Source organism: Herbaspirillum huttiense (assembly GCF_047300815.1).
Classification (GTDB): Bacteria; Pseudomonadota; Gammaproteobacteria; order Burkholderiales; family Burkholderiaceae_D; genus Herbaspirillum; species Herbaspirillum huttiense_A.
Genome location: NZ_CP178608.1, coordinates 3692174 through 3717794, shown reverse-complemented (window position 1 = coordinate 3717794; position 25621 = coordinate 3692174). Strand labels below are relative to the sequence as shown.

Genomic DNA, 25621 nt, shown 5'->3' with positions numbered 1-25621 from the left:
TCAGTGAAAGGATGTGAACGTTCCTGCCAGTACCAGCTGGCCCAGCAGCTGCGCGATATCCAGGCCGGGCTCATGCGCCAGCGCCTGGTCGGCCGCGCTGGCGATGCCGCAGCCATCGCGGCAGGCCTCCAGGAAGTGGACGCCGCCCAGCCCCAGCGATTGCCATTGCACCTCGCCTTGCGGGCGGGTCAGCAGGGCGCCTTCGCCCTGCCAATCCGGATCGAGTTCGGCCGGGCCATCGTCGCGGCGGTTGGCGTTCCAGATGGTGTAGACCGGGTGCTGCGCATCGTGATGCCAGCGGCTGGCCGCATGCGGCACCAGGCTCACGTCCTGCCCGGCGGCCAGCGCCGCATGCAGGGCCGAGACGTCCAGCAGCGGGTCATCGGCGGCCAGGTGGGATTCGGTCCAGCAGCGGTCCAGGGCCGCTACGCCAGGCAGGTAGGGAAGTTCAGTGGCGGCCTCCAGCGTACGGAGGAAGTCGGCGAAGCCTTCGCCATAGGCGATCAGGCTGGCCTGGCGCGGCAGGTGCTGCTGCGTGAAGGCCAGGGCGGCGGATTCCATCCAGGCACTGCCGACCAGCCGGTGTACCGCAGGATAGTTGGCCAGCAGCGCATCGACGCAGCCCTTGAAGACGGTATTGCGATAGACCGCGAAGGCCGGCTGGGCCAGCAGCGCGCCCACAGTGGGATCGTCGCTTTGCCCCTCGAAGAGCGCCTGCAGGAAGGCGTCGTAATAGCGGTGTTCGGGGGCGTTCATGCGGTCTGCTCCTCGCGTGCGGCGATGGCCGGCTGCAGCAAGGTGCTGGCCATGTTGCGCTCGGCTAGCAGCACATCGAAAGCGGGCACATTGCCATCGCGCTCGATGAGCGTGGGACGCTCGCCGGTGCGTGCCAGCAGGTGTTGATACAGCTCCCAGACGGCAGCGGCAATCGGCGCGTCGTGCGAATCGACCAGCAGGCCGGGGAGGCTGGTGTCGGCGCTGTGGCCGGCCAGGTGGATTTCGAGGATGTCCGCGACCGGCAACTGGTCCAGGTAGTGGCGGGCATCGAGGCCGAGGTTGGTGGCGCTGACGTGGACATTGTTGACGTCCACCAGCAGGCCGCACCCTGTTCGGCTTACCAGCTCCTGCAGGAAGTCAGGTTCGCTCCATTCGTGCTGGTCCATGCGCAGGTAGTGCGAGGGATTTTCCAGGGCGATGCGGCGCTTGAGCACATCCTGAGTGCGGCTGATGTTGGCGGCCAGGCGCGCCAGTGTCTGGCGGGTGCGCGGCACCGGCAGCAGGTCGGGCAGGTAGTGCCCGCCCGCGCGCGACCAGGCCAGGTGTTCGGAGACCAGCACCGGTTCGATGCGTGCGGCCAGTTGCGCCAGCTGGCGCAGGTGCAGCGGATCGGGCGCGTCGGGCCCGGCCAATGACAACGACACCCCGTGCAAGGACACCGGATGCTGCGCGCGGATGGCCTGCAGCCAGGCCAGGCGGGGGCCGCCTTCCATCAGGTAGTTTTCCGGATGGACCTCGAACCACAGTCCCGGTGCGGTGCAGGCCAGCGCTGCATCGAAATGCTGGGGCTTCAGGCCCAGGCCGGCGGTGAGGGTGTGCGTTGTCATGGCCGATGGCTCCGCCAGGATCAGATCGGCTTGAGCGAACCCATGCCGCGCGGGGTCTTGATGGAGGTGCAGGTGCCGGCCGGAACGTTCTTCCAGGCGTTGCCCTGGTAATCCATCTTGGCGGTGCCGGCGCAGGTGGTGCCTTCACCGGCCTTGCAGTCGTTCTGGCCGGCCATGGAGACGCCGTAGCACTTCTCGACGGCAGTCTTGTTCATCGGTTGCTTGTCTTGGGCCATGGCGACGCCGGAGGCGAGGGTGGCGAGGGTCAGGGCGGCGGTGGCGACGAAGTGGTTCATGGTGTGCTCCTAGTAATGGATGAAGTGGAAGTGACACTGACCGGTGCCGTTGCGAATGCTGCGTGGCGTCCGATCTGCTTGTTAATTCGCAGGGAGGGGCTGGCCGGTTACAGCGCGTTGAAAAATTTTTGAAGAAATATTTTTCGCGCCTGCTGTAACCGGCGCGCGGTTGTGAACGAATACAAAGGAGAGCGCGCCATTGCGCAGTCCGCCCGCAGGGGCTCACAGGGGATGTGAATGAAAACGATGGAACTGGTCAACATGCTGGCAGCCGGCACGGGCGAAGCCACCGGTCCCGTCCCGCGCAGCCTGGTGCGCAACGTGGCCGCGCGCATGGCGGTAGCGCTGGCACTGGGACTGATCGGGGCGGCCCTGCTGCTGGCCATCCTCTATGGGGTGCGCAGCGACTTGCGTGAACTGTTGCAGCAGCCGCTGTTCTGGATGAAGGTCTCGTTCCCGCTGGCGGCCCTGCTGGCCGGGCAGCTGGCGGCCTCGCGCCTGGCGCTGCCGGGCATGCGCATGGGGCTGGCGCCGGCAGCCGGACTGTTGCTGCCGCCGGCCTTGCTGTGGCTGGCCGGCGGTAGCTGGCTGGCGCTGGCGCCGCCCTCGCAGCGGCTGGACCTGCTGCTGGGCAGCAGCTGGGAAGTGTGTTCGGCCAATGTGGCCTTGCTGTCCTTGCCCACGCTGGCGAGCATGCTGTGGTTCCTGCGCGGGATGGCGCCCACCCAATTGCGTGCGGCGGGTGCTGTGGCGGGATTGGTGGCCGGCGCACAGGGCGTGCTAGTCTATTCCCTTTATTGCGTAGAGATGGCGCCGCCGTTCTGGGGCGTCTGGTACGTACTGGGGGTGGCGCTGCCGACGGGGGTTGGCGCCTTGTGCGGCCCATGGCTGCTTCGTTGGTAATTTGGCGGCATTCCATGACTGAAAGTCCTTACCTGTTGGCCGCTGGCGGCCCGGCCGTGCCGGAGGAGGCCACGGGCCGTCCCGGCCAGTCCGCGCATCCGGCCGAGGAGCGCCTGCGCACGCTGCTGCTGGCCGGTCTCGATGGCGACGCCGTGGCCTACCGCAACTTCCTGGCCGAACTGAGCGGCCGCCTGCGGGCCTTCCTGCGCAAGCGGCTGGTCCATCTGCAGGACGATGTGGAGGATGTGGTGCAGGAAACCCTGCTGGCCATCCACAATGCGCGCCATACCTATCGTCCCGAGCAGCCGCTGACGGCCTGGGTACACGCCATCGCCCGCTACAAGCTGATGGACTTCCTGCGCGCCCGTTCGCGCCGCGAAGCCTTCAATGACCCCCTGGAAGAAGAACACGACCTGCTGGCCATCTGCGACGACGAACCGGCCCAGGCGCGGCGCGATGTCGGCGCCCTGCTCGAAGAATTGCCCGACAAGCAGCGCCTGCCGATCGTGCACGTCAAGCTGGAGGGCCTGTCGGTGGCCGAGACGGCGCAACTGACGGGGATGTCGGAATCGGCCGTCAAGGTGGGTATCCATCGCGGCCTCAAAGCCCTGGCCCTGAAGATCAGGGAGAAACTGCAACCATGAAGACTGAAGACCTTATTTCGATGATGGCCACCGGCGTGGCGCCGGTGGACCGCCGCTTGCCTGTCAGGCAGATGGCCCAGGCCCTGGCGCTGGGTGGCCTGGCGTCGCTGTTGATGATGCTGAAGATCTACGGGCTGCGGCCAGACCTGGCCGTGATGCTGAGCGTGCCGCTGTTCTGGATCAAGCTGGCGTTTCCCACCACGCTGGCCGTGGGCGCCATGCTGGTGCTGCGGCGCCTGGTGCGTCCGGGTTTGCGCGTGGGGGCGCGCTGGGCGGGCATCGCCTTGCCCAGCCTGGCGGTTTGGCTTGGTGGCGTGCTGGTATTGTTGAGCGCTCCCGTAGCGCAGCGCCTGCCATTGTTGATGGGCATCAGCTGGCGCAGCTGCCCCTTCAATATTGCGCTGCTGTCCATTCCGCTGTTCATCGGCATCTTCTGGGCCGTGCGCGGCATGGCCCCAACCCGGCTGCGCCTGACTGGCGCGGTGGCTGGCTTGCTGGCCGGCGCCACCGCGACCATGGTGTATTGCCTGCATTGTCCGGAAATGGGCGTTCCCTTCTGGGGCGCCTGGTATTTCCTGGGCATTCTCATTCCGGCTGCAGTGGGTCTGCTGCTGGGTCCGCGCCTGCTGCGCTGGTAACTTCTTGAGGGACAAGGCATGAGTGTCATCCAGACCGCCTTCGTGGCGGGTACCCGTGGTGCCTGGCGTATCGAGCGCATCACCGCTGTCACGGGCCAGGCGCTTGCCCTGGCCGACCGGCTGGCCGTGGTCGGGCCGGACGAGGCCGGCGATGTGGCCGCCGGCGCGCAGTGGCGCCTCGATGGTGCCACCGGGCATCCGCGCTATGCCACACGGCAGGAGCTCGATACCCTGGCAGCGGTACAGCAGGGGCTGGGCAGGCCGGAGGCACGCTGTGCGGCGCTCATCCCGATCCGCAAGAACCCGGCCTGGTGGGCCCTGGCCCAGGATGAACGGCGCGCCATTCTGGAAGAACAGTCGCACCACATTGCCATCGGCCTGGAGTACCTGCCGCCCATCGCACGTCGTCTCTATCATGCGCGCGAACTGGGCCAGCCCTTCGATTTCCTGACCTGGTTCGAGTACGCGCCGCAACACGCCCAAGCCTTCGAAGAACTGGTGGCGCGTCTGCGCCAGAGTGCGGAATGGCGGTTCGTCGATCGCGAGGTCGATATCCGGCTGGTCCAGGACAATCCCACCCTGCAAGGAGTTGTTTGATGAGTCTGCTTTCCCTGTGGCAGCGTGCCACGCGCAAGACCGCTGCGCGCCAGGCCGCGCGCGACGAACAGTTGTTGATGAGCCTGTTCCTGCTGGCCTGGGCCGTGGAGGCCCGCGACCCCTACACCGGCGGACACCTGTGGCGGGTGGCGCGGCTCTCGCGCCTGCTGGCCGAGGCGGCAGGCTTGCCCTCCGAACAGATAGCCCGCATTACCGTTGGCGCCTTCCTGCATGACCTGGGCAAGATCGGCATTCCCGATGCCGTACTGGGCAAGAAATCGCGTCTGGATGACACCGAATATGCCGTCATCAAGACCCATCCCGAGATCGGCCACCGCATGCTGGCCGGCCATCCGCTGGCGGCCCTGGCCGAAGACGCGGTGCCGCTGCATCACGAAACCCCGGATGGCCGCGGCTATCCCTACGGACGCCGTGGAGAGGAAATCCCCCTGGCCGCGCGCATCGTCGGCATCTGCGACGCCTTCGATGCCATGACCAGTACGCGCCCCTATCGCAGCGGCATGCCCATCGAGCGTGCCATGGAGATCATCGAGGGCGAGCTGGGCAAGCAGTTCGATGCGAACCTGGGACGTCTCTTCATCGGCCTGCAAGCCCATGAGGAACTGGCCCACATCGTCGGCCACAGTGACGAAGGCATTCCGCTGCAGCGCTGTCTTTCCTGTGGTCCGGTAGTGGTGCGCCCGCGTCACGCCGCCGTCGGCGATACGCTGTATTGCCCGGCCTGCCACAGCGAATACACCATCGCCCCGCACGACCAGGGCCTCATTGCCACCGGCAAGCAGGATACCGCCCGCGCACTTGCCGTGGCACCCGACAGCGGCCTCATCGGCCGCCTGGTCGGAGAAAACCTGGCGGCGCTGGCCTGAACCAGGCTGCATGCACCATGAAAAAAGCCCGCGCAAGGCGGGCTCGTGGTGCAGCCAACTGATCCCTCAGAAGGTTTCCCAATCCCCTTCGTCCTCTCCTGCAGGCAGGCGAGAGGGCTTGGCTGCCGGCTTGGCGGCCGTCGCCTCTGCCTTGGGCGCTGCGGCAGGTTTGGCGGGAGCGGCTTTGGGGGCCGCAATGACTGCCCGCGCAGCCGGTGCTGCGGCCGGCTTGCGGGGTGCGGCGGCCGGTGCCGGGCGTGGGGCCGGTTTGGCGCTCGCTGATGCGGCCGGAGCCGCTTGCACCGTGCGCGCCTGGCTGCCATCGGTATGGAAGCGTCCGACCAGGCCGGCCAGGGTGGCGGCCTGATCCTGCAGCGATTGGGCGGCTGCGGCGGCTTGTTCCACCAGCGCGGCGTTCTGCTGCGTACCTTCATCCATCTGCGTGATGGCGCGGCCGACTTCGGCGATGCCAGCGCTCTGTTCCTGGCTGGCCGAGCTGATCTCGCCGACGATGTCGGTGACGCGGCGCACGCTGGCCACCACCTCGGTCATGGTAGCGCCGGCCTGTTCGACCAGCTTGCTGCCGGTATCGACCTTGGCCACCGAATCATCGATGAGGGTCTTGATCTCCTTGGCGGCCGAGGCTGAGCGCTGGGCCAGCGAACGCACTTCGGACGCCACCACCGCAAAGCCGCGCCCCTGCTCGCCGGCACGGGCGGCTTCCACCGCCGCGTTCAGGGCCAGGATATTGGTCTGGAAGGCGATCCCGTCGATCACGCCGATGATGTCGGCAATCTTGCGCGAGCTGTCGGTAATCCCGTCCATGGTCTGCACCACCTGGCCGACCACGCTGCCACCCTGGATCGCCACTTCGGAGGCCGATTCGGCCAGCTGGTTGGCCTGGCGTGCGTTGTCGGCATTCTGCTTGACGGTGGCGGTCAGTTCTTCCATGGCCGAGGCGGTTTCCTCGATGGAGCCGGCTTGCTGTTCGGTGCGCCCCGACAGGTCGAGGTTGCCGCTGGCGATTTCCTGGCTGGCCGTGGCGATGGTGTCGGCCGAGGTCTTGATGTTGGCGATGGTGCTCAAGAGCGAATCGCGCATGCTGCGCACGGCAAAGAGCAGGCTGCTCTGGTCGCCCGGCGCGGTCTCGATGTTGGGGGTGAGGTCGCCGTGGGCGATGCGGTTGGCGACTTCGGCCGCCTTGGCCGGATCTCCACCGATGGTGCGCAGGATGCCGCGGTTGATCACGATCACCAATCCGACCAGCGCTATCGCCACGACGGCAAAGAGGATGGCCATCTGCGTCAGGGTACGCATGAAGGCGGCGTTGATGTCATCCATGTAGGCGCCGGTGGTCAGGTGCCAGTCCCAGGGCTGGTAGGAGATCACGAAGGAGGTCTTGGGTACCGGTTCGGCCGCACCGACCTTGGGCCACAGGTAATTGACGAAGCTGCCGCCGGGCTGGCTGCCGGCCTTGGTGATCTCGACGAACAGGTTCTTGCCGGCCGGATCCTTGAAGTTGGTGAGATCCTTGCCATCCAGTTCCGGCTTGATGGGATGCATGACGATGATCTGGCCCGAAGTGGAAATCGAGAAGTAGCCATCGGTACCGTAGCGCAGGCTCTTCATGGCGGCCTTGGCGCGTTTTTGCGCTTCTTCCTTGGTGAGCGCGCCGCTTTCGGCCAGCGCACCATAGGCCTTGACCATGGACAGCGCGGTCTGGCCGATGTTGGTGAGGTCGTTCTTGCGTTCTTCCAGACGCACGTCACGCACCATGAAGGCGCTGAAGACGGAAATCGCCAAGAGTGCGACAAGGCTCAAACCGAGTGGCAGCCACAGCTTCTTGCTGAAGGACAACTGGCCCATGATGAATCTCCCATTTTTGTAGAGGCGCTCGCTGGCATCGTTGTGCCGGGACGGTGTCACCTGGCCTGGCGGGCCGGGTGCATCGCCTTGCGTGAGCGTGGTTGTTGCTTGGTCAAGGTGGTGTTCACGGGCTTTTGCTGACGAAATGCGCGCGACTTTGTCACTCTACCGCTGGTTTGCCGCGCTGAACGCCGGAACAGGGGGAGCAAGGGCGCGCATTTTTGCTCTTGGCTTGTGCGGCGGCAGCTGATTTCACTGGCCCAAGGCGTGGCGCACGCGATACCAGCATTGGCCGATCCATTCGCGCAGGGCATAGCTGGCCAGGTCCAGGTTGCCGGCACGCGGCAGGTAATCGGTGGGGCGCGCTCGCGCACGGTCCAGGAACAGGGTGGGCGCGGCCTGCACCTGCAAGCCTGTCTGCGTGAAGACGCGCATGGCGCGCGGCATGTGGAGGGTGTCGGTGACCAGCAGGACACGTTCTATACCCTCGGCCCGCAGCATGGCTGCCGAATAGCTGGCATTCTCGGCCGTGGTGTCGGAGCGGGTCTCTTGCCAGCACACTGCCACCCCGAAATCCCGCTGCAGGGTGCGCGCCATCACCGCCGCTTCGCTTTGCGGCGAGCCATCGGGACTGCCACCCGTGACCAGGATGGGCAAGCCGGTCTGGCGGGCGAGATAGGCACCGTATTGCAGCCGCTTCATGCCCAGGGGCGTTGATTCGTCGCTGCCCCCGTATTCCGGGGCCTGGTCCATGCGGCCCGAACCCAGGATGACGATGGCCTGGGCCTGGCCCGGGCTGGCCAATGGCGGGTATTGCGTTTCCAGCGGCCGCACCACCCACAGGGCGCCGATGCGCGTGCTGAGCACCAGCAGGATCGCCCCACCCAGCAACATCAGGGCCAGGCCAACGCGCGGCGCGCGGCGGCGCAGCATCACGCCGGCCAGGTAGAGCAGCACGGGCGAGACGGGCGGCAGCAGCAGGCTGCTGGCAATGGCGGAGATCAGGACCGGCAGGGACATGGACATGATAGAGAGACAAGGAAGTCGGCCCGGCATTGTGCGGCATTGTGCCCGGCTGGGCCAGTCTTGCCGGCGGCTGATTTGCCTCGCGCCACGTAATCCCCCAGAATGCGGGATCGCAAAGGGAAGGGCGCAGCCCCAGGGAATGCCGTGATACGACTTGTCTTGTTATTGCTGGGCACCGATTTCATCCGCCGCAACTGGCATGCCCTGGCGGTGGCCGGTCTGGCCTGGGGCACCATCGGCGTTTCGCTGATCATCGATGCGCTCGATGGCGTGCTCAATTTTCCGCTCACCCTGTTCGGCTACCTGCTCCTGCTGGAAAGCCTGCTGACCCTGTGGGTGGCCAACAGCGGCATGGGCGCCCAGAAAACCCTGCGCTATGCCAAGGGCGGGGTGTTCCTGCTCATCGCGGTGCTGGTCGTCACCCAGCACCAGGCCAGCAACATGGCACTGGCCATGCTCTTTGGCATCGCCTTCACCATAGGCGGCGCGCTGCAGATCACCTCGGCCCTGGTGGTGCGCTTTCCGCGCTGGCGCATGGCGCTCCTGGGCGGCGTGGTGCAGATCGCGCTGGCGATCTTCTTTTTCCAGCCTTATCCCACGCATTACAAGGGAACGCTGCCTTATTGCCTGGGGCTGGGGCTGATGTTTGGCGGCTGGAACATGCTCTGGCTGGCGCTGCGCAGCCGCATGTTGCCGCAGCAGGCTTCGGCGGCCGTACTGGCCGAGCGCAACAGCGGCGACGACCGGCCCTTCGATGCGGGACTGCATGACGGTGCGTCCGACCTGCAAGTGCGGCTGCACACGCCGGCTACCGACACGTCCCCATCCGTAGCTGCGGCGCCGATGACGGTGCATGTGTGGACGCCTGCCGGCAGTGCCAAGGGCCCCGCGCGGCGTCAGCCGGTGATCGACCGTTACATCGCCGCCGTCGACATGCAGGGCGTCATCTCCACTGGCCATGCGGCGCTGGAGATCCAGCCCGACCTGTACATCAGCCTGTATCCGGCTGAGGAAATCGACCGCTCTCCGGACCAGTTCGCCCGCCTCTTGCGCGCCACGGCCGACAATGACGTCAAAGGGCGCTACCTGAGCGACTACCGTAGCGAAGCCGACGCCTGGTGCGAATCGACCGAGAAGATCGCCTTCCGCGATTACCGCCGCGCCTCCCTGGACCGCTTCTGGCAGCATTACCGCCAGACCGAGATCTACAACCTGACTTATCGCAACTGCTCCAGTACCGTTGCCCACGCACTGGAGGCGGCGCTGGAAGGCGTCATCGGCGCGCGCGACCGGCATTGGTTCAATGCGGTGCGGATGATGTTCACCCCCGAGATCTGGGTCGCCAGCCAGATCCGCAAACGGGCCGTGACCATGGCCTGGACCCCCGGCATGGTGCTGGACTATGCCCGTGCGTTGCGGGCGGTGGTGCATCCGCGCCCCTTGTCCTGGGCCGCCTCGCTGCAGTTGGCAGTGCGCCAGAGCCGCCGCCTGCGCAAGGCCTGGCGCGCCAGGCGTAGCCAGGCGGATGCCGATTCCTCTCTCCTGAAGAAACCATGACACTTCCCCTGACTGCACAGGAACACTGGATCGACGCCGCCGACGGCACCCGACTGTTTTGCCGTGACTGGCTGTTGCCCGGCGCCACCTCGGCCGTGCAGATGGTGCACGGCCTGGGCGAGCATGGCGGGCGCTATGGCGCACTGGCGCGGCTGTTCAACGAAGCAGGATTGTCGGTGCGCATCTGCGACCATCGCGGACATGGCAATTCCGGCGGTCGGCAGGGCAGCCTGATCCAACCGGATGACCTGCTGCGCGACCTGAAGCAGACTTTCGATGACTTCAGTCGCCGCACCCAGTGCACGCCGATCTTGTTCGGCCACAGCATGGGTGGCCTGGTGGCGGCACGCTTTGCTACCGGCGGCTTCAGCCCGGTACGGGCGCTGGCTTTGTCCTCGCCTGCGCTGGCGCTGGATCTGTCGGGCTGGCAGCAATGCCTGCTGAAAGTGTCCTCCTTGATCGCCCCTGGCCTGGCGCTGCCGACCGCCTTGCCGGCCCAGCGCATCTCGCATGATCCGCATGCGGTGCGGGCGTACCGGCAAGATCCGCTGAACCACGGCAAGATCGCCCCGCGCATGCTCAACTTCATGCTCGACGCCATGCACCAGGCGGCGCGCGATGCCGGGCAATTCACCCGGCCGGTGCTGTTGCAGGTGGCCGGCGACGATGCCTTCGTGGCGCCGCGCGGCAGCCGGGCATTCTTCGAGGCCCTGCCGGGCCAGCGCAAGACGCTGCATTGGTATGCCTCGGCTTACCACGAGATCTTCAATGAAGAAGCCGGATTGCGGGAGCAAGCCATGCACGATCTTCGCGAGTGGCTGCGAGCGCTGCCGCCGATGGAGTGAGAAGACGCCTGGCAGCGGCGGAAGAAAGGTTCTGGAATTAACGTGGAATTACGCATGTAAAGCGCCGACATGGACTCCCGGAGGAGCCGATGCGGCGCTTTTCTTCATTCAGGGTTGTCCGCTGGGAACGTTGGTGAACTGGCAGCGGCTGTCAAAGCCGATGAAGCCGGGCGCGCAGGCGCAGCCTTGCACGGCCAGCAGCAGGGCGGAGGCGGCGAGGAGAGAGGCAAGTCGCTTCATGCATCACTTTCGTTGCGGTGGCAAAGCTTGCGAGTGTAATGCGCTGCAGCAGGTTTGCAAGTGAGCGGAAAAGATGGATTTACCTCGGCGGGCCGGTGATTTCGGCATGGCGAATCCGGGGCAAGATATCAGTTCTGATGATAATGGTGCATATTTGCACCAAATTAATGCAACTTCAATCGTCCGCGCGCCCAAAAAGAAAAAGCGGCTTGTCAGCGTTGCAACGCGACAATAACCGCTTTTCAGGACTGCTCCGTGGCGCCGCACTGCCTCCTCAAGGAGACTGGCGCTGGCCCGGCCAGAAGGCTGCTTACTTGACCGAAATCAGGTAGCGCGCGACCATGGCGCCGATGAGCAGGGTGTACGGGAGGATGTCGGCGACGATGTTCATGGTGAGCTCCGTGAGGAAGAAATTGATCTGTTGCATTGCAATATATTCGCTTCACGGGCGCAGTTCCAATTTTGAATCCCAATACCAGTTATCTAAATTGTGAATAATGAGGCGGATGGTCGTTACCGTAGCTTCATCATTTTTAAAAAATCTATTTTAATCAAAGACTTGCGTAAAGGTGCGCGGCCAGAAGCAAACCGCCCCTGCAATGCGGTGTGTCATCCGCACGACAGGGGCAGTGATGTAAAACAACGCGGTCCGGCGCCTCTTGCTGCGCGGGGCGTTTGGCTTACCTGGCCAATTGCAGGCTCAGGCCGCGCAATTCGGTACTGACCTGCACCTGGTAGCTGGCGCCCTGGGCCACCTGGACGGTCAGCTTGTCCCGGGTCGGGCCGGCATTGCTGCCCAGGCTGCTGACGCGCTTGATGCTGAAATCGTAGCTGCCGGGCTTGAGCCAGATCGACAGGCGCTCGCCGCCGGCGATCTGGGCCAGCACGACGTCGTTGATGGCCAGTTCCAGCATGTCGTTGTTGAGCAGTCCGGCGGCGCGGGTGAAGGTGACCTGCGACAGCCCAGTGGCCTGTTCGGTCATGCTCTTGATGTAGATGCGTGCGGCGGGAATGTCGCCGGTGGCAGTGCGTTCCACCGGGGTGGTGCAGGCGGCGAGGGACATCAGGAGGGTGAGGTCGGCGGCAATGGTCTTGATCATGTTCTTTTTCCTTGTTGGAGTAGGGGATGCCTGGCTCAGGGGCGTGGGGCAGACGATAGCACGGCGGGTTGCCCGGTCAGCTGCAGCAGGTGCTGTTCGATGGCGAAGACGTGGCTATCTTGGGCGCCCAGCTCGCGCAGGGCTTGGGCCAGCTTGAGCAGGTATTCGCTGTTGCGCCCGCTGGGTCCGACGGCGCCGGCGATCTGGCGCGCGATCTCCAGCTCGCTGGCGGGGCCGGCAAAGGCTTCGTTGTCTTCGGCGGCGATGTAGATGAGGCCTTCGGCGCTCTGGCCGTCGTCGAAGCGCATGGCCGTGGCCAGCCGCAGGTAGCCGTTTTTTTCACGGTGATCCAGGTGGGCGAAGACTTCCGGGGTGATCAGGTAAGCCATCCCGGCACACTCGGCGCCTTCTTCGGGTACCAGGGTCACGACCCGGCCGGGGGCCTCGGCGGTGCCACGGTGATCGTGCGAGCCTTGCCAGAAGCGCCGCGCCCAGCCGGTGATGTGGGCCGGACGGCGTTCCAGATACGGGAAGTCAGCCTTGAAGATGATGGAACCGTAACCGAACAGCCAGACGCTGGCGTGGTCATCGAAACGGCGCATCTGGCGATTGATGGCGATGGTGTTGACGGACATGGACACAAAGCAGGGCGACGGCCTGGCCGCCGGAAGCTTGCCATTATAGAGGGGAACCGCAGGCGGTTTTGCGCGGAAACTTTCACAGATGGTCATCGTGAGGTGATCTTTTGCGCATAAAATGGCGCCTGCCGGCCCGCGGTGCTGCCCGCCGGGGCGCACGCCATGGCGCTGTCCGCCTGCCCGCGGGAGGGGAGCGCGACTTGCCGGGGCCTTATCCGAAATTTCAGGGGAATATCATGCGTGTCGTCGTCATGTTGCTGACGCTGGTCGTTGGCGTTGTGCTGGCCGGTTGCGAAAAGACCGATTTTGAAAAGAAATCCGAATCGGACGCCAATGCGCGCCGGATCTTCAATCTCAAGAAGGAGTCCTCCAAGCAGTAAGCGCGCGCGGCGCCCACCCTGGCGCAGCTTCAAAGAGAAACAGCAGGCACCAGGCCTGCTGTTTTCGTTTGTGCCTGGTGGCCCAGGTCAGTGATGCGCCGCCGCCACAGGCGCCTGAGGTGCACGCAATGCCTCGGCGCATTCATGCACCAGCGCCGGTCCCTGGTAGATCAGGCCGGTGTAGAGCTGCACCAGCGAGGCGCCGGCATCGATCTTGGCCTGCGCATCGGCACCGCTGAAGATGCCGCCCACGCCGATGATGGGCAGGGCCTCGCCCACTTCAGCCTTCAGGCCGCGGATCACCTGGTTGGACAGCTCCAGCACCGGCTTGCCCGACAAGCCGCCGGCCTCGTCGCCATGGGGCAGGCCTTGCACGGCATCGCGGGTGATGGTGGTGTTGGTGGCGATGACACCGTCGATCTGATGGCGCAGCAGCGCGTCGGCAACATTCTTCACTTGCTCCAACTCCATGTCCGGCGCGATCTTGAGCACGACCGGCACATAGCGGCCGTGACGGTCGGCCAGGCGGCGCTGGGCGGTTTTCAGTTGCGACAGCAGCGAATCCAGTTCGGAGGCCCCTTGCAGCTGACGCAGGTTCTTGGTGTTCGGCGAAGAAATATTCACCGTCACATAGCTGGCATAGGGATAGACCTTTTCCAGGCAAGCCACGTAATCCTCGGCGGCGCGCTCGATGGGGGTGTCGGCGTTCTTGCCGATGTTCAGGCCCAGCACGCCCTGGCGCTCCTGGTAGAAGCGCGAGGATTGGACATTGGCCACGAAGGCATCCACCCCGCCATTGTTGAAGCCCATGCGGTTGATCACCGCGTTGGCGGCCGGCAGGCGGAACATGCGCGGCAGCGGATTGCCCGGCTGGGCGCGCGGCGTGACGGTACCCACCTCGATGAAACCGAAGCCCAGCGCAGCCAGGCCGTCGATGTAGGCGCCGTCCTTGTCCAGTCCGGCGGCCATGCCGACCGGGTTGGGGAAGGTAATGCCCATGACCGTGCGCGCATCGGCGGCCGGCTTTTTGGTGACGAAGTCGGTCAGGCTGTAGCGTGCGGCGCAGCGCAGGGCCGGCAGCACCAGATGGTGGGCGGTTTCGGGTTCCAGGGAAAACAGCAGCGGACGCGCGAGCGCGTAGAGGAATTTGTCGGACACGATGGGACGATCAGGAAAGGAAGAGGGCCAAAAAAACTGCCGCTATTCTAACGCGCAGCGCCCATCCTTCCCCGCCCCGGCGCCGCCCTTGCCCAAAATTTGATGCCTCTGCGCCCGTTTTTGCAGACGATGCGCCACAGAGATGAAGCGCGCTTCAGCCTTCCAGCAGGCGCCATTCCCCCTCGTGCAGGGCTTCGAGCGGCTGGTAATTGGTCTTGTAGGCCATTTTCTGGCTTTCCTTGATCCAGTAGCCGAGGTAGACATAGGGCATCTCGAGCTGGCGCGCCTGTTCGATCTGCCAGAGGATGTTGTAGGTGCCGAAGGAGGCCGCCGGCAGGTCCGGATCGAAGAAGGTGTAGACCGAGGACAGCCCGTCATTGAGCACATCGATGATGCTGACCATGCGCAGGGTGCCGTCAGGCTCGCGGAATTCCACCAGGCGGGTGTTGACCTTGCTCTGCAGCAGGAACTGCGCGTATTGGTCGCGGCTGTCCTGGTCCATGCCGCCGCCGGCGTGGCGGGCGCACTGGTAGCGCAGGTAGAGCTCGTAATGTTCGTGGGCGTAGGTCAGGTTGGTGACCAGGGTTTGCAGGCCGCGATTGCGTTCCCAGGCACGGCGCTGGCTGCGGTTGCGGTCGAAGTCGGCCACGCGGATGCGTACCGGGGTGCAGGCATTGCAGCCATCGCAGTAAGGGCGGTACGTAAAGATGCCGCTGCGGCGAAAGCCCGTCTTGACCAGCTCCGAGTACACATCGGCATTGATGAGGTGCGAGGGGGTGGCCACTTGCGAACGGGCCTGTTGGTCATCGAGATAGCTGCACGGGTAGGGCGCGGTTGCATAAAACTGCAACGTGGAGAAGGGCAAGTCTTTGAGATGCGTCATGTGCGTCCTGTCCTGTCTTGCGGGAGGCGGGCGGCGAGGTCTCTGCTGCCCCGTGCGGTCCCTGGAGTCAGATTCCAATTTACACCATTTTGATGCCTGCAGTGAAGAACGGCGCCAGGCTCAGTCGCGCCGGGCCGACGGGATGCCGTGCTCCAGCAGGTTCAGCGGCTCCCAGCCCCGGATCTGCGGCCACTGGATGGCCGCGCGCAGGTGTTGCAGGAAGTCGCTGCGGGGGATCGGGCGGGCTCCCAGCGAGGCCAGGTGCGAGGTTTCCTGCTGGCAGTCGATCATCTCCACGCCGTGGCTGCGCAGGAAGAACACCAGGTGCGCCAGCGCCACCTTGGAGGCATCGCTCACGCGGGCGAACATGGATTCGCCGTAGAACATGCGTCCGATGGAGACGCCATAGGCGCCGCCGACCAGTTCGCCGTTGAGCCAGACTTCGGAGGAATGGGCGTAGCCGGCGCGGTGCAGGCCGGTATAGCCGGCCATGATCTCGGGGGAGATCCAGGTGCCCTGTTCGTGGCGGCGCGGCCCGGCGCAGCCTTGCATGACCTGTTCGAAGACGGTATCGAAGGTGACTTGCCAGAGGCCATCGCCCTGGCGGCTGCGTTCGATGCGGCGCAGGGTTTTCTTGAGGCTGTCGGAGACGACGAAGTGATCGGTGCGCAGGACCATGCGCGGATCGGTACTCCACCAGAGGATGGGCTGGCCTTCGGAGAACCAGGGGAAGATGCCATGGCGATAGGCTTCCAGCAGGCGCTGTGGCGACAGGTCAGCGCCCGCCGCCAGCAGCCCGGCCGGGTCGGCCAGGGCGCGGGAGACGTCGGGGAAGGGCGTATCGAGGTCCAGCCAGGCGATCATCCGCGTGCTCCTGCGGATCAGATCATGCGGCGGCGGATATCTTCGGTGTGCAGCGTGAAGCTGCCTTCACCGCTGCGCACGTTCTTGAGATCGGCAAAGAAGGCGCGCAGGGTGAATTCCACCGTGGGGAAGGCGATGTCCTGCCAGGGGATCTGGTCTTCTGTATAGAGGGCCACTTCCAGGCTTTCGACACCGGCCTGGTAGTCGAGGTCGAGCAGGGTGGCGCGGTAGAAGAGGTGGACCTGGTGCACGTGGGGTACGTTGACCAGGGAGAACAGGTCGTGCAGATCGATGCGGGCGCCGGCTTCCTCTTCGGTTTCGCGGCGGGCGGCGTCTTCGGTGGTTTCGGCGTTTTCCATGAAACCGGCTGGCAGGGTCCAGTAACCGAGGCGCGGCTCGATGGCGCGCTTGCAGAGCAGGACCTTGGTTTGGCCGTCCTGATCCCAGACGGGGATGGAGCCGACCACCATCTTTGGATTCTGATAATGGATTGCGCCGCAGTTGCCGCACACATGGCGCAGCCGGGTGTCATCGGGAGGGATCTGCAGGGAGACTGTGTGGCCGCACTCGGAACAGAATTTCATAGAGGCTCGGAAGGTGTCTGTCTATATATATAGTAGGGAAGGGCCCGTGGTGCATTTTCCTGCTGCGGCGACGGGGCGTTGGGACGCTGTCGTGGACGGCGGCGGGAAGCTGCAATGCGGTTAGGAGTGTATCACTGTAAAAAGATTGCAGAAAATGTTTGCATTCCTATTTTAGCTGCCCTATAATTGTTTTCTTCAGACGCGGGGTGGAGCAGTCTGGCAGCTCGTCGGGCTCATAACCCGAAGGTCGTAGGTTCAAATCCTGCCCCCGCAACCAGTTTTAGAGACATGCCGCTAGAAGCGATCAAAAGCTTCTCAGCGGCATTGTTGTATTCAGCCCAGACATTCTCGCCATCGGCGACGACATCGATTTTCCCATAGAGCTCGGCTACCAGTATGCGCGCCTGCTGTACTTCAGCGGTCAGGGCGGTTTCCAGGTTGGCCAGTGTCTTCCGTATCCTTCCCCCAATTCCCGCAGCGGATGGCCCATCCGGCCTTCGTTCAACATTGCTTGACGCCGGAAGTGAGCATATTTCCTGTTATACGAGAACAGAAACATCTATACTATTGCCAGGGGGAACTAAAATGATCATCATCTGGCAAGGTTTGGGCTTTTTGGGTCTGTTGATCCCAATTCTGTTTTCCGCGGCGGCCCAATTGGCGACGGACGCGTTCTTTGAAAAAGGCTTTTACACAGGCCACCCATTTCTGGCCGCTGCAGCGCTGCTGGCTTCGTCGGCGGTGGTCTGGATGGTCGGGGTCAAACTCAACAGCGGACCGAGTCAGCTCCTGGTTGATCCCAAGACCGGCCAGCAGTTCGAATTCAAGAAGAAGCACACCATGTTCTGGATCCCGATGCAATGGTTCTCGGCGGTGATCGCGGCAATGGCAATGTATATCGCTTTCAAATGAGGCCGTCCGCCATTGCTTGCCCCATGAACACTGGCTGCCTGATTTCCATGCATTGCTTTCCGGGTCCTTGGCTTATGCGTTTTATCGCACTCATTCTGCTGCTGATCGCTTCCAGTGCCGCCTTCGCCGGTTATGAACTTCATATCACCAGAAAAAACCACTGGGCCGACGTGGCGGGTCCGAGAATCACCGAGTCAGAGTGGCAAAGCTATGTGCAACAAGACACAGCGATCCAGAATGACGCGCAAAATTCCCGGGACGCGTTCATCGTCTCGACGGATGATGGCGAGTCATTCTCGATCTGGTACAACCCTCGATCGGGTGAACTCTCAACGAAAAATCCTTCGGATGCAGCGATAGAGATAATGAAGAAGATCGCAGCCCGCTTGAAAGCGAAAGTGCAGGGCGACGATGGCGAATCCTATCCCTGAAGATGAGCCCCATCTCGGCATCATTGGCGCACTGCCTCAGTCGATAAAGGCAGTCCTGGCATCTCCCGACGCACGCCCTGCGGCTGAAAAGACATCAGCGCTTTGTCATAGTCTGTATTTTCCTGTTCATTGATCATGATAGGATTTACGCACATTCATTCACCCCAACAGAGAGACGCCCATGTCCGAGCAGGAACAAGACCCCTGGATCACCCGCGCCGAAGAACTGAAGACGCAGATGGAATCGCTGCTGGTCGCCCAGCTGGAAGAATATGAAAAGATGACCGCCAAGCTCGAACAGTGGAAGCAGAATCCCGGCGGCTCCTGGCTCACCGAAGCGGACTACCAGCCCTGGCAGGAAGCCCTCAAGAAACTGGAAGCCGCGCAGCGCGAGTTCGATGGCCACATCAGCACGCGTGTGAAGAAATAAGCAGCAGCCAGCGCCTGTTGCGCGAGTAAAAAAATCGCCGTGACCTGTGAAGATCACGGCGATTTTTTTATGCACGGATGTGCGCGATGGCTAATCCTCGCCACCAGCCTTTTTAGGCTCCGCTGCCGCATCGGCATTGCCGGCCGATGCCGGGGAAGCACGCCGGCGCCGCCGCTTGCTCCAGCGCCGCGCACGATCCACCACCACCTCCATGTATTGCTGCGCCGTCTCGGGCTTGAGCAGATATTCTACGGCGCCGGCCTCGATCAGTGCCGGCATCTCCGGCGGATAATCACTGTCCGGAAACACCACGATGGGCACCGACCGGGTATCGCGGCCGGCCTTCATGGCCTGGATGAAATCCAGACCGTTGTTCTCCATCATGCCGGGATCCAGGAAGATCATGCCCGGCATCTGCATCTCGCCGTCCTGGCGGCGCTGCAGCAGACGCTCGATGGCTGCGTCTGCTTCGTCATACCACTGCAATACACAGTGAAAATTCTGGCGCCACAGCGCAAAGCGCGCCAGCTCCACCGCTTCGCCGTTCGACTCAATCATCAGTATGATCGGCGGTTTCATGGTCTCTTCCTTCTCTTGTAGTGACCCTGATCACCATTCCTGTGCCACGGGAATCCTTGCTGGCCTCTGTGGGCGCTTGTCCGGGCACAAAACTTCCACTGCAGTCTGACAAAGATGCGTAGAAACTCATAGCAGGATTTTCCTGATAGGGGACGTTTCGACGTTTTAAGCAACTGTTTATCCCTTTTCAATTGGCATTGAGGGGCAATTGCTGTCCGGGTGGCACCCACGCCTGGCCGTCAAAATCCTTCATCTCTCCAACCGGCCCATGCATTGCGGTGTAAGCTAAGACCTTCTCGTGCAGGGCAGCCCCCTCCTTCCTGAACATCATTCCCGGTCGATGGGACTGGTGCTATCGGAGCCAACGGCTGCGGCCGAGCCGCAATGGCCCAGCCGGCTGCCATCCCAGCAGGCACCGGCCGTGGCACGCGGCTTGCTGCACTTCTGAGGGAACACGCAAGCCAGTCGTCCTCTTGACGGCTGGCCCGGCGTTCCGGATTTGAACAGGCAAACCATCATCATGAATGCATCACTGAACGCAGCCGCCGTGGAACCGACCCCGGCGACGCTGGATATCCTCAAGACCCTCATCGGTTTCAACACCATCAGCCGTGAATCCAACCTGGGCCTCATCGAATGGGTGCGCGACTACCTGGAGCGCCACGGCGCCACCACGCGCCTGACCTACGACGCCGAGCGGCGCAAGGCCAATCTCTTCGCGACCCTCGGAGATGCCGGCCCCGGCCGCTATGGCACGGTCTTCTCGGGCCACACCGATGTGGTGCCCGTCAAGGGCCAGAACTGGGACACCGACCCCTTCGTCGCCCACGTGGCCGATGGCAAATTGTTCGGTCGCGGTGCTTGCGACATGAAGGGATTCATCGCGGTCTGCCTGGCGCGGCTGCCCTTCATCGCGCAGGATCGCTTGCATACGCCGCTGCACTTTTCCTTCTCCTATGATGAAGAAGTAGGCTGCCTGGGCGTGCGCGAACTGCTGGCTGACCTGCAGCAGAACGACATCAAGCCGACCGGCGTCATCATCGGCGAGCCCACCATGATGCAGCCCGTGATCGCGCACAAGGGCAAGCGCTCCTATCGCTGTTCGGTGCACGGGCATGCGGCCCATTCCTCATGTCCGCACCTGGGCATCAACAGCATCGACTATGCGGCCATGATGCAGCTGAAGATCCGCGAGATCGCCTTGCGCGTGCGCCATTCGGAAGTGCAGGATTACGACTTCGATGTGCCGTATTCCTCCATCGTCACCACGCTCTCCAACGGCGGCAACGCGCCCAACATCATCCCGGACAAGGCCGAGTTCGTCTTCGAGCACCGCTTCCTGCCGGGCATCGATCCGGCCGAAGTCTTCGAGGAAGTGAAGCGTTATGCAGAACAGGAAGTGCTGCCGCAAATGCAGATCGAAGGCGCGCAAGGGCGCATCGAATTCGAGACGCTCACCGCCTATCCCGGCATGAGCACGGCACCAGATGATCCGCTGGTGACGTCGGCACTGCGCATCCTGGGCAGTGAACGCGCACGCAAGGTCGGCTTTGGCACCGAAGGCGGCTTGTTCGGCCAGGCCGGGATGCCGGCGGTGATCTGCGGGCCGGGCGACATCGTCCATGCGCACAAGCCCAACGAGTTCGTGACCTTGGAGCAATTGGCCCGATGTGAAAGTTTCTTCGACAACTTCATCGCCTCGGCGCATCTGAAGGCGGCTTGACCGCCAAGATCGCAGCACCCGGATGAATAAAGGCGCTTGCCCGTGAGGGTCAAGCGCCTTTTTTGTCGGAGCGGGGAAGGGATCAGGCGGGAGCGCGCACGCGCTTGTCCAGCGAGGCCGACAGGGCCACCGTGGCCAATCCCAGCAACGCGAAGAACGAGCCGATCAGCGGCAAGTCGGTCAGCGGCAGGCCCGCCGAGATGGCCAATCCACCGACCCACGCGCCGGTGGCATTGCCCAGGTTGAAGGCCCCCTGGTTGAGGGTCGAGGCCAGGTTGGGCGCGCCGCGTGCGGTATCGAGCACGCGGATCTGTGCGCCCGGCACCACCGCAAAGGCAAAAGCACCCCAGGCAAACATGGTCGCCAGCGTCGCCCACTTGTAATGGCTGGTGAAGGAGAACAGCCCCAGCACGATGGCGATGCACAGGAACACCCCGCACATCACCGGCATCAGTTTCCAGTCGGCCAGCTTGCCGCCGGCCAAGCCCCCCACGGTGATGCCGGCGCCGAAGAGCAGCAGCACCCAGCTTTCTTCCTGGGTGCTGAAGCCGGTCACGTCCAGCAGGATGTAGGCAATATAGGTGATCACGCTGAACATGCTGATCGAGGCCAGCGTCGAGGTCAGCAGCGAGAGCTGTACGCGGGTATCGATAATGGAGCGGAACTCCTGGAAGATATTGCCCATCTGCATGGGGATCTTCTTGGGCAGCATGGTCCACAGCATGATGGCCGCCAGCACGCCGATACCGGTGACCACGCCGAAGGTGGAGCGCCATCCGGCCGCATGGCCGAAGGCGGTGCCCAGTGGTACGCCGAGGATATTGGCCACGGTCAGCCCGGTAAACATCAGCGCCACTGCCTGGGCACGCTTCTGCGGCGAGACCAGTTCGGCCGCCACCACCGAGCCGATGCCGAAGAAGGCCGCGTGGCAGAAGGCGGTGACCACGCGGGCCACCATCAGGAAGACGTAATTGGGGGCGACCGCGCACAGCACATTGCCCAGGATGAACAGGCACATCAACCCCACCAGCGCCTGCTTGCGCGGCCACTTGGCGGTGAGAATGGCGAGGATGGGCGCACCTGCGGCCACACCCAGGGCATAGCCCGAGACCAGCATGCCGGCTGCCGGCGCGGTCACGCCCAGATCGCGCGCGACGTCGGGCAGCAAGCCCATGATGACGAATTCAGTGGTGCCGATGCCAAAGGCGGCAACGGCGAGGGCAAACAAGGGCCAGTTCATGCGCAGTCCAGGTGGAGGGTGGAGGGGGAGGGCGCGCGGTCAGGCAAGACCACGCAAAGCCGCCAGTTTACCGCCGGACGCAATCGGCTGCAGGACTCAGGCCGGACCCGCCGCCAGCGCACGGCCGAACCAGCTCTTGGCCAACGACATCAGCGCCCCGTAGGCCGGCAGGAAGAACAGCAGGCTGATGGCGATCTTGAAACCGTAATCGACCAGCGCGATCTCGACCCAGTGCGTGGCCATGAAGGGATCGCTGCTGCGCCAGAAGGCGATGGAGAAGAAGGCGATGGTGTCGCTGGCATTGCCGAAGATCATCGATGCCGATGGCGCCAGCCACCAGTGGCGCGAGGCGCGCAGGCGATTGAACACCTGCACGTCCAGCACCTGCCCCAGTACATAGGCCATGAAGCTGGCCACTGCGATACGCGCCACGAAGACATTGAAATGCGCCAGCGCGCCAAAACCCTGCCACTGCCCCATGTAAAACAGCGCCGAGATCGCGTAGGAGATGAACAGCGCCGGCAGCATCACCGCAAAGATGATGCGGCGGGCCAGCGGCGCGCCAAAGAAACGTACCGTCAGGTCGGTGGCCAGGAAGATGAAGGGAAAACTGAAAGCCCCCCAGGTGGTATGCAGTCCGAAAATGGAGACCGGCAATTGCACCAGGTAATTGCTGGAGGTGATCACCAGCAGGTGGAACAGCGAAAGCCAGGTCAGCAGCGCGGCATGGCGGCGCAGGTCGAGAGTAGTCATATGAACCTTTTTGATGAATGGGGGCGAGGGAACCCATGAACACTTCCAGCCGCAGGGGAGACAGTCGCAGCGGCCAGGCAGAAGGGGCAGCATTTTAGCACAGGGTGGCTCTGCGGCCCGTTCGCGTGCCAGATCGGCCGTTCGATGCGCCGGGCCGTTGAGGTACACTCTTGCGCTTTTGGACGGCTGCAATGAAGAGCAAGAACGCAACCCTGATCGGATTGAGCGCCGTGGTGCTGTGGAGCGCCATCGTCGGCCTGATCCGTGGCGTGAGCGAGCATCTGGGCGCGACCGGCGGGGCGGCAGCCATCTATACGGTGGCCTCGCTGATCCTGCTGGTATCGGTGGGATTCCCCCGGCTGGCAAGTTTTCCGCGCAGGTATCTGCTGTGGGGCAGCGTGCTGTTCGTGGCTTATGAATTGTGCCTGTCGCTCTCCATCGGCTACGCCCATACCGGCCGCCAGGCCATCGAGGTGGGCATGGTCAATTACCTCTGGCCGACCTTCACGCTGGTGGCGGCCATCCTCTTCGGCAATCAACGCGCGACGCTGCTGGTGGTGCCGGGCTTCATTCTTTCCATGTTGGGCATCTGCTGGGTGCTCGGGGGCGACCAGGGGCTGGATCCCTCCGGCATGCTGGCCAACATCCGGGACAATCCGCTGAGCTACGGCCTGGCCTTTATCGGGGCCTTGATCTGGGCCGCCTACTGTACGGTGACGACCCGCATCGCCGAGGGCAAGAACGGGGTGACGCCTTTCTTCATGCTGGTGGCATTGGCATTGTGGGTGAAGGTCCTGCTGGGCGGGCATGCGGCTGAACTTTCCTTCAGTGTGCCTGCACTGGTCTATCTGGTGCTGGCGGCGGCCGCGATGGGGTTGGGCTATGCCGCCTGGAACGTGGGCATCCTGCATGGCAATGTGACGGTGCTGGCCGGGGCGTCGTATTTCATCCCGGTCTTTTCTTCGGCCTTGTCGGCCTTGCTGTTGCGTGCGCCGTTGCCGCCCTCGTTCTGGGTGGGCGCGGCACTGGTGTGCGCCGGGTCGATTCTCTGCTGGCGGGCCACCCGCAGCCGCCTCGCTCGCTAAAGCGCGATGATGCCAACAAGCAATGCCAAGAACCCGTGCGGCGCACAGGAGCTTGCATTTGCGCCACAAGATACGGCGATGGACCCTGCATTGATGCTGTTTTATCAATAAGGTGGGAAGGTCGGGCAGGACGATGGGACAACGCTGCCCGCCCCTTTGATGCATATCAATGCGAGCCGGCAGTGATCTGTCTATTCTGCAAGCTCCAGTCAATACCAGCTCGCCCGGTGGGCTCGCGGCCCAGCGCATGTGCGCGCCGCGTCAGTCCGGCGTGGCAGCCGGCCAGGAGCATCGCATGCAAGTCGCCCATCCGTCCATCCTGCATCCATCCGCCAGTCTCGCCGGCATGAACAAGGCCGTCCTGCGCAAAATGGACCAGCGTGGCCCGCGTTACACGTCCTATCCCACGGCAGATCGCTTTTCGAGTGACTTCGCCGTCACCGACTACCTGCATGCCGTCTCCGACCGCCGCAACATGAGCGCCTGGCGCGCACTGTCGCTGTACCTGCATATTCCGTTCTGCGACACCATCTGCTACTACTGCGCCTGCAACAAGATCGTCACCAAGAACCGCGCCAAGGCATCGCTCTACCTGAGCTACCTCAAGCGCGAGATCAGCATGCAGGGCTCGCTCTTCTCCGGCATGAACCAGGTCGAGCAGCTGCACTTCGGTGGCGGTACGCCGACTTATCTCTCCGACGAGCAGATGTCGGACCTGATGAACCATATCCGCCACAGCTTCACGCTGGCTCCGGATCACGTCGGTGAATATTCGATCGAGATCGATCCGCGCACGGTGTCGGTGGCGCGTGTCCACAAGCTGCGCGAGCAGGGGTTCAATCGCATCAGCCTGGGCGTGCAGGATTTCGATCCGGAAGTCCAGCTGGCAGTCAATCGCGTGCAATCCGAAGAACAGACCCTGCAGATCATCGCTGCCGCGCGTGAAGCCGGCTTCCGCTCGGTCAGCATCGACCTGATCTACGGGCTGCCCAAGCAGAACGTGATGTCGATGTCGCGCACGCTGGCCAAGGTCATCGCCGCCAGCCCGGACCGCATCGCCGTCTACAATTATGCGCACATGCCGGCGCTGTTCAAGACCCAGCGTCAGATCAAGGAAGAAGACCTGCCCAGCGCCGACAGCAAGCTGGACATGCTGTCGCTGTGCATCCGCCAGCTGACCGGCGCCGGTTACGTCTACATCGGCATGGACCACTTCGCCAAGCCCACTGACGATCTTGCCATCGCCCAGCAGCAGGGCCGCCTGCATCGCAACTTCCAGGGCTACTCCACCCATTCGGAGACCGACCTGGTCGCCTGCGGCGTCTCGGCCATCAGCGCCGTGGGCGGCAGCTACAGCCAGAATGAAAAGACCCTGGATGGCTATTACGCCCGCCTGGAAAATTCCACGCTGCCCATCGCCCGCGGCATCCAGCTGGGCATGGACGACGTGCTGCGCCGTCTCATCATCCAGCGGCTGATGTGCAACTTCGAGCTGTCGATCAATTCGCTGGAGATCGCCTATCCCATCGTCTTCCGCGAATACTTCGCGCCGGAGATGGAAAAGCTGAAGCAACTGGAAGAGGACGGCCTCATCAATATCGAACCTGAATGGATCACCGTCGAGCCCAAGGGCCGTCTGCTGATCCGCAACATCTGCATGGTGTTCGACCGCTACCTGACCCAGGACCGCGAAAAAGCCGCAAGCCAGAACAAGGACACACCGCAGCGCTATTCGCAGACCGTGTGAGCGGGGCGCGT

29 protein-coding genes and 1 tRNA gene are annotated in these 25621 nt (G+C 63.6%); 15 read left to right on the top strand and 15 right to left on the bottom strand.

What is annotated here, in order from left to right:
• From ACLRDN_RS17080 to ACLRDN_RS17070, 3 genes are read right to left on the bottom strand one after another with little or no spacing between them, the layout of a single operon-like run.
• The gene (locus tag ACLRDN_RS17080) at positions 1-756 is read right to left on the bottom strand and encodes a putative DNA-binding domain-containing protein (RefSeq protein WP_413457255.1); all 756 of its coding nucleotides are present in this window, start codon (positions 754-756) and stop codon (positions 1-3) included.
• Positions 753-1604 carry a DUF692 domain-containing protein gene (locus tag ACLRDN_RS17075; protein ID WP_413457254.1) on the bottom strand — a complete coding sequence of 284 codons (852 nt, stop codon included), beginning with the start codon at positions 1602-1604 and terminating at the stop codon, positions 753-755. The genes ACLRDN_RS17080 and ACLRDN_RS17075 overlap by 4 nt, the downstream gene beginning before the upstream one ends.
• Positions 1605-1624: 20 nt before the next feature.
• Positions 1625-1900, bottom strand: a complete 276-nt coding sequence (locus ACLRDN_RS17070; RefSeq protein ID WP_413457253.1) for a DUF2282 domain-containing protein — start codon at positions 1898-1900, stop codon at positions 1625-1627.
• A gap of 237 nt (positions 1901-2137) precedes the next feature.
• Here ACLRDN_RS17070 and ACLRDN_RS17065 point away from each other — a divergent pair, with 237 nt between their 5' ends.
• The 5 genes from ACLRDN_RS17065 to ACLRDN_RS17045 are packed head-to-tail and all read left to right on the top strand — an operon-like array spanning position 2138 to position 5569.
• A complete protein-coding gene (locus ACLRDN_RS17065; protein ID WP_413457252.1) occupies positions 2138-2803 on the top strand; it encodes a DUF1109 domain-containing protein in 666 nt (221 codons plus the stop codon).
• A 14-nt stretch (positions 2804-2817) separates the two neighbouring features.
• Entirely contained in the window at positions 2818-3447 is a 630-nt protein-coding gene (locus tag ACLRDN_RS17060) for a sigma-70 family RNA polymerase sigma factor (protein WP_413457251.1), read from the top strand.
• Positions 3444-4085: a DUF1109 domain-containing protein gene (locus ACLRDN_RS17055; RefSeq protein ID WP_413457250.1), complete on the top strand. Its 642-nt coding sequence runs from the start codon at positions 3444-3446 to the stop codon at positions 4083-4085. Before ACLRDN_RS17060 ends, ACLRDN_RS17055 begins: the two co-directional genes overlap by 4 nt.
• Before the next feature lie 18 nt (positions 4086-4103).
• Positions 4104-4682: a chlorite dismutase family protein gene (locus tag ACLRDN_RS17050; protein ID WP_413457249.1), complete on the top strand. Its 579-nt coding sequence runs from the start codon at positions 4104-4106 to the stop codon at positions 4680-4682.
• Positions 4682-5569 carry an HD domain-containing phosphohydrolase gene (locus tag ACLRDN_RS17045; protein WP_413457248.1) on the top strand — a complete coding sequence of 296 codons (888 nt, stop codon included), beginning with the start codon at positions 4682-4684 and terminating at the stop codon, positions 5567-5569. Before ACLRDN_RS17050 ends, ACLRDN_RS17045 begins: the two co-directional genes overlap by 1 nt.
• Positions 5570-5635: 66 nt before the next feature.
• Here ACLRDN_RS17045 and ACLRDN_RS17040 read toward each other — a convergent pair whose 3' ends face one another.
• Complete coding sequence (locus ACLRDN_RS17040; protein ID WP_413457247.1) at positions 5636-7435, bottom strand: methyl-accepting chemotaxis protein; 1800 nt, start codon at positions 7433-7435, stop codon at positions 5636-5638.
• Between the two features lie 252 nt (positions 7436-7687).
• Positions 7688-8461 carry a YdcF family protein gene (locus ACLRDN_RS17035; protein WP_413457246.1) on the bottom strand — a complete coding sequence of 258 codons (774 nt, stop codon included), beginning with the start codon at positions 8459-8461 and terminating at the stop codon, positions 7688-7690.
• Positions 8462-8605: 144 nt separating this feature from the next.
• Here ACLRDN_RS17035 and ACLRDN_RS17030 point away from each other — a divergent pair, with 144 nt between their 5' ends.
• The gene (locus ACLRDN_RS17030; RefSeq protein ID WP_413457245.1) at positions 8606-10018 is read left to right on the top strand and encodes an HdeD family acid-resistance protein; all 1413 of its coding nucleotides are present in this window, start codon (positions 8606-8608) and stop codon (positions 10016-10018) included.
• Positions 10015-10863, top strand: coding sequence for an alpha/beta hydrolase (locus tag ACLRDN_RS17025; protein WP_413457244.1), 849 nt, complete (start codon positions 10015-10017; stop codon positions 10861-10863). The genes ACLRDN_RS17030 and ACLRDN_RS17025 overlap by 4 nt, the downstream gene beginning before the upstream one ends.
• 108 nt (positions 10864-10971) lie before the next feature.
• On the opposite strand, the gene ACLRDN_RS17020 is transcribed toward ACLRDN_RS17025, so the two are convergent.
• From ACLRDN_RS17020 to ACLRDN_RS17010, 3 genes are all read right to left on the bottom strand, one after another.
• On the bottom strand, positions 10972-11103 hold the full coding sequence (locus ACLRDN_RS17020; RefSeq protein WP_413457243.1) for a hypothetical protein: 132 nt from the start codon (positions 11101-11103) through the stop codon (positions 10972-10974).
• A 680-nt stretch (positions 11104-11783) separates the two neighbouring features.
• Complete coding sequence (locus ACLRDN_RS17015; protein ID WP_413457242.1) at positions 11784-12203, bottom strand: NAD-GH domain containing protein; 420 nt, start codon at positions 12201-12203, stop codon at positions 11784-11786.
• Between the two features lie 35 nt (positions 12204-12238).
• A complete protein-coding gene (locus tag ACLRDN_RS17010; RefSeq protein WP_413457241.1) occupies positions 12239-12838 on the bottom strand; it encodes a gamma-glutamylcyclotransferase in 600 nt (199 codons plus the stop codon).
• Between the two features lie 239 nt (positions 12839-13077).
• On the opposite strand from ACLRDN_RS17010, the gene ACLRDN_RS17005 reads away from it, so the two are divergent.
• The gene (locus ACLRDN_RS17005; RefSeq protein WP_006464155.1) at positions 13078-13221 is read left to right on the top strand and encodes a hypothetical protein; all 144 of its coding nucleotides are present in this window, start codon (positions 13078-13080) and stop codon (positions 13219-13221) included.
• Positions 13222-13308: 87 nt separating this feature from the next.
• On the opposite strand, the gene ACLRDN_RS17000 is transcribed toward ACLRDN_RS17005, so the two are convergent.
• The 4 genes from ACLRDN_RS17000 to ACLRDN_RS16985 all read right to left on the bottom strand — a co-directional run bounded on the left by ACLRDN_RS17000 (position 13309) and on the right by ACLRDN_RS16985 (position 16710).
• Complete coding sequence (locus ACLRDN_RS17000) at positions 13309-14379, bottom strand: quinone-dependent dihydroorotate dehydrogenase (protein ID WP_413457240.1); 1071 nt, start codon at positions 14377-14379, stop codon at positions 13309-13311.
• A 154-nt stretch (positions 14380-14533) separates the two neighbouring features.
• On the bottom strand, positions 14534-15262 hold the full coding sequence (locus ACLRDN_RS16995; protein ID WP_413457239.1) for an arginyltransferase: 729 nt from the start codon (positions 15260-15262) through the stop codon (positions 14534-14536).
• Positions 15263-15382: 120 nt separating this feature from the next.
• A complete protein-coding gene (aat, locus tag ACLRDN_RS16990) occupies positions 15383-16126 on the bottom strand; it encodes a leucyl/phenylalanyl-tRNA--protein transferase (RefSeq protein WP_413457238.1) in 744 nt (247 codons plus the stop codon).
• A 17-nt stretch (positions 16127-16143) separates the two neighbouring features.
• Complete coding sequence (locus tag ACLRDN_RS16985) at positions 16144-16710, bottom strand: NUDIX hydrolase (RefSeq protein WP_413457237.1); 567 nt, start codon at positions 16708-16710, stop codon at positions 16144-16146.
• Between the two features lie 200 nt (positions 16711-16910).
• Here ACLRDN_RS16985 and ACLRDN_RS16980 point away from each other — a divergent pair.
• The 4 genes from ACLRDN_RS16980 (at position 16911) to ACLRDN_RS16965 (ending at position 18483) form a co-directional block, all read left to right on the top strand.
• Positions 16911-16987, top strand: a tRNA-Met gene (locus ACLRDN_RS16980).
• A gap of 308 nt (positions 16988-17295) precedes the next feature.
• Positions 17296-17622 carry a hypothetical protein gene (locus tag ACLRDN_RS16975; RefSeq protein ID WP_413457236.1) on the top strand — a complete coding sequence of 109 codons (327 nt, stop codon included), beginning with the start codon at positions 17296-17298 and terminating at the stop codon, positions 17620-17622.
• A complete protein-coding gene (locus ACLRDN_RS16970; protein ID WP_413457235.1) occupies positions 17571-18053 on the top strand; it encodes a hypothetical protein in 483 nt (160 codons plus the stop codon). Before ACLRDN_RS16975 ends, ACLRDN_RS16970 begins: the two co-directional genes overlap by 52 nt.
• A 181-nt stretch (positions 18054-18234) precedes the next feature.
• Positions 18235-18483 carry a hypothetical protein gene (locus tag ACLRDN_RS16965; RefSeq protein ID WP_088757477.1) on the top strand — a complete coding sequence of 83 codons (249 nt, stop codon included), beginning with the start codon at positions 18235-18237 and terminating at the stop codon, positions 18481-18483.
• 90 nt (positions 18484-18573) lie between these two features.
• Here the strand turns inward: ACLRDN_RS16965 and ACLRDN_RS16960 are convergent, their stop codons facing one another.
• Positions 18574-19062: a response regulator gene (locus ACLRDN_RS16960; RefSeq protein ID WP_413457234.1), complete on the bottom strand. Its 489-nt coding sequence runs from the start codon at positions 19060-19062 to the stop codon at positions 18574-18576.
• Positions 19063-19582: 520 nt separating this feature from the next.
• On the opposite strand from ACLRDN_RS16960, the gene argE reads away from it, so the two are divergent.
• Positions 19583-20785, top strand: a complete 1203-nt coding sequence (gene argE, locus ACLRDN_RS16955) for an acetylornithine deacetylase (protein WP_413457233.1) — start codon at positions 19583-19585, stop codon at positions 20783-20785.
• 82 nt (positions 20786-20867) lie between these two features.
• Here argE and ACLRDN_RS16950 read toward each other — a convergent pair whose 3' ends face one another.
• Both ACLRDN_RS16950 and ACLRDN_RS16945 read right to left on the bottom strand, forming a co-directional pair.
• Positions 20868-22025 carry an MFS transporter gene (locus tag ACLRDN_RS16950; protein ID WP_413457232.1) on the bottom strand — a complete coding sequence of 386 codons (1158 nt, stop codon included), beginning with the start codon at positions 22023-22025 and terminating at the stop codon, positions 20868-20870.
• A 96-nt stretch (positions 22026-22121) separates the two neighbouring features.
• Positions 22122-22778: a 7-cyano-7-deazaguanine/7-aminomethyl-7-deazaguanine transporter gene (locus ACLRDN_RS16945; protein WP_413457231.1), complete on the bottom strand. Its 657-nt coding sequence runs from the start codon at positions 22776-22778 to the stop codon at positions 22122-22124.
• A 191-nt stretch (positions 22779-22969) separates the two neighbouring features.
• On the opposite strand from ACLRDN_RS16945, the gene yddG reads away from it, so the two are divergent.
• A complete protein-coding gene (gene yddG / locus ACLRDN_RS16940) occupies positions 22970-23863 on the top strand; it encodes an aromatic amino acid DMT transporter YddG (protein WP_413457230.1) in 894 nt (297 codons plus the stop codon).
• 295 nt (positions 23864-24158) lie between these two features.
• Positions 24159-25610: an oxygen-independent coproporphyrinogen III oxidase gene (gene hemN / locus ACLRDN_RS16935; protein ID WP_310836024.1), complete on the top strand. Its 1452-nt coding sequence runs from the start codon at positions 24159-24161 to the stop codon at positions 25608-25610.
• The last annotated feature ends 11 nt before the right edge of the window (positions 25611-25621 follow it).

What these genes read in the sequence shown, in the direction of transcription:
- ACLRDN_RS17080 (WP_413457255.1), bottom strand. Translation starts at nt 756, where the DNA reads ATGAACGCCCCCGAACACCGCTATTACGACGCCTTCCTGCAGGCGCTC.
- ACLRDN_RS17075 (WP_413457254.1), bottom strand. Translation starts at nt 1,604, where the DNA reads ATGACAACGCACACCCTCACCGCCGGCCTGGGCCTGAAGCCCCAGCAT.
- ACLRDN_RS17070 (WP_413457253.1), bottom strand. Translation starts at nt 1,900, where the DNA reads ATGAACCACTTCGTCGCCACCGCCGCCCTGACCCTCGCCACCCTCGCC.
- ACLRDN_RS17065 (WP_413457252.1), top strand. Translation starts at nt 2,138, where the DNA reads ATGAAAACGATGGAACTGGTCAACATGCTGGCAGCCGGCACGGGCGAA.
- ACLRDN_RS17060 (WP_413457251.1), top strand. Translation starts at nt 2,818, where the DNA reads ATGACTGAAAGTCCTTACCTGTTGGCCGCTGGCGGCCCGGCCGTGCCG.
- ACLRDN_RS17055 (WP_413457250.1), top strand. Translation starts at nt 3,444, where the DNA reads ATGAAGACTGAAGACCTTATTTCGATGATGGCCACCGGCGTGGCGCCG.
- ACLRDN_RS17050 (WP_413457249.1), top strand. Translation starts at nt 4,104, where the DNA reads ATGAGTGTCATCCAGACCGCCTTCGTGGCGGGTACCCGTGGTGCCTGG.
- ACLRDN_RS17045 (WP_413457248.1), top strand. Translation starts at nt 4,682, where the DNA reads ATGAGTCTGCTTTCCCTGTGGCAGCGTGCCACGCGCAAGACCGCTGCG.
- ACLRDN_RS17040 (WP_413457247.1), bottom strand. Translation starts at nt 7,435, where the DNA reads ATGGGCCAGTTGTCCTTCAGCAAGAAGCTGTGGCTGCCACTCGGTTTG.
- ACLRDN_RS17035 (WP_413457246.1), bottom strand. Translation starts at nt 8,461, where the DNA reads ATGTCCATGTCCCTGCCGGTCCTGATCTCCGCCATTGCCAGCAGCCTG.
- ACLRDN_RS17025 (WP_413457244.1), top strand. Translation starts at nt 10,015, where the DNA reads ATGACACTTCCCCTGACTGCACAGGAACACTGGATCGACGCCGCCGAC.
- ACLRDN_RS17020 (WP_413457243.1), bottom strand. Translation starts at nt 11,103, where the DNA reads ATGAAGCGACTTGCCTCTCTCCTCGCCGCCTCCGCCCTGCTGCTGGCC.
- ACLRDN_RS17015 (WP_413457242.1), bottom strand. Translation starts at nt 12,203, where the DNA reads ATGATCAAGACCATTGCCGCCGACCTCACCCTCCTGATGTCCCTCGCC.
- ACLRDN_RS17010 (WP_413457241.1), bottom strand. Translation starts at nt 12,838, where the DNA reads ATGTCCGTCAACACCATCGCCATCAATCGCCAGATGCGCCGTTTCGAT.
- ACLRDN_RS17005 (WP_006464155.1), top strand. Translation starts at nt 13,078, where the DNA reads ATGCGTGTCGTCGTCATGTTGCTGACGCTGGTCGTTGGCGTTGTGCTG.
- ACLRDN_RS16995 (WP_413457239.1), bottom strand. Translation starts at nt 15,262, where the DNA reads ATGACGCATCTCAAAGACTTGCCCTTCTCCACGTTGCAGTTTTATGCA.
- aat (WP_413457238.1), bottom strand. Translation starts at nt 16,126, where the DNA reads ATGATCGCCTGGCTGGACCTCGATACGCCCTTCCCCGACGTCTCCCGC.
- ACLRDN_RS16985 (WP_413457237.1), bottom strand. Translation starts at nt 16,710, where the DNA reads ATGAAATTCTGTTCCGAGTGCGGCCACACAGTCTCCCTGCAGATCCCT.
- ACLRDN_RS16975 (WP_413457236.1), top strand. Translation starts at nt 17,296, where the DNA reads ATGATCATCATCTGGCAAGGTTTGGGCTTTTTGGGTCTGTTGATCCCA.
- ACLRDN_RS16970 (WP_413457235.1), top strand. Translation starts at nt 17,571, where the DNA reads ATGGTTCTCGGCGGTGATCGCGGCAATGGCAATGTATATCGCTTTCAA.
- ACLRDN_RS16965 (WP_088757477.1), top strand. Translation starts at nt 18,235, where the DNA reads ATGTCCGAGCAGGAACAAGACCCCTGGATCACCCGCGCCGAAGAACTG.
- ACLRDN_RS16960 (WP_413457234.1), bottom strand. Translation starts at nt 19,062, where the DNA reads ATGAAACCGCCGATCATACTGATGATTGAGTCGAACGGCGAAGCGGTG.
- argE (WP_413457233.1), top strand. Translation starts at nt 19,583, where the DNA reads ATGAATGCATCACTGAACGCAGCCGCCGTGGAACCGACCCCGGCGACG.
- ACLRDN_RS16950 (WP_413457232.1), bottom strand. Translation starts at nt 22,025, where the DNA reads ATGAACTGGCCCTTGTTTGCCCTCGCCGTTGCCGCCTTTGGCATCGGC.
- ACLRDN_RS16945 (WP_413457231.1), bottom strand. Translation starts at nt 22,778, where the DNA reads ATGACTACTCTCGACCTGCGCCGCCATGCCGCGCTGCTGACCTGGCTT.
- yddG (WP_413457230.1), top strand. Translation starts at nt 22,970, where the DNA reads ATGAAGAGCAAGAACGCAACCCTGATCGGATTGAGCGCCGTGGTGCTG.
- hemN (WP_310836024.1), top strand. Translation starts at nt 24,159, where the DNA reads ATGCAAGTCGCCCATCCGTCCATCCTGCATCCATCCGCCAGTCTCGCC.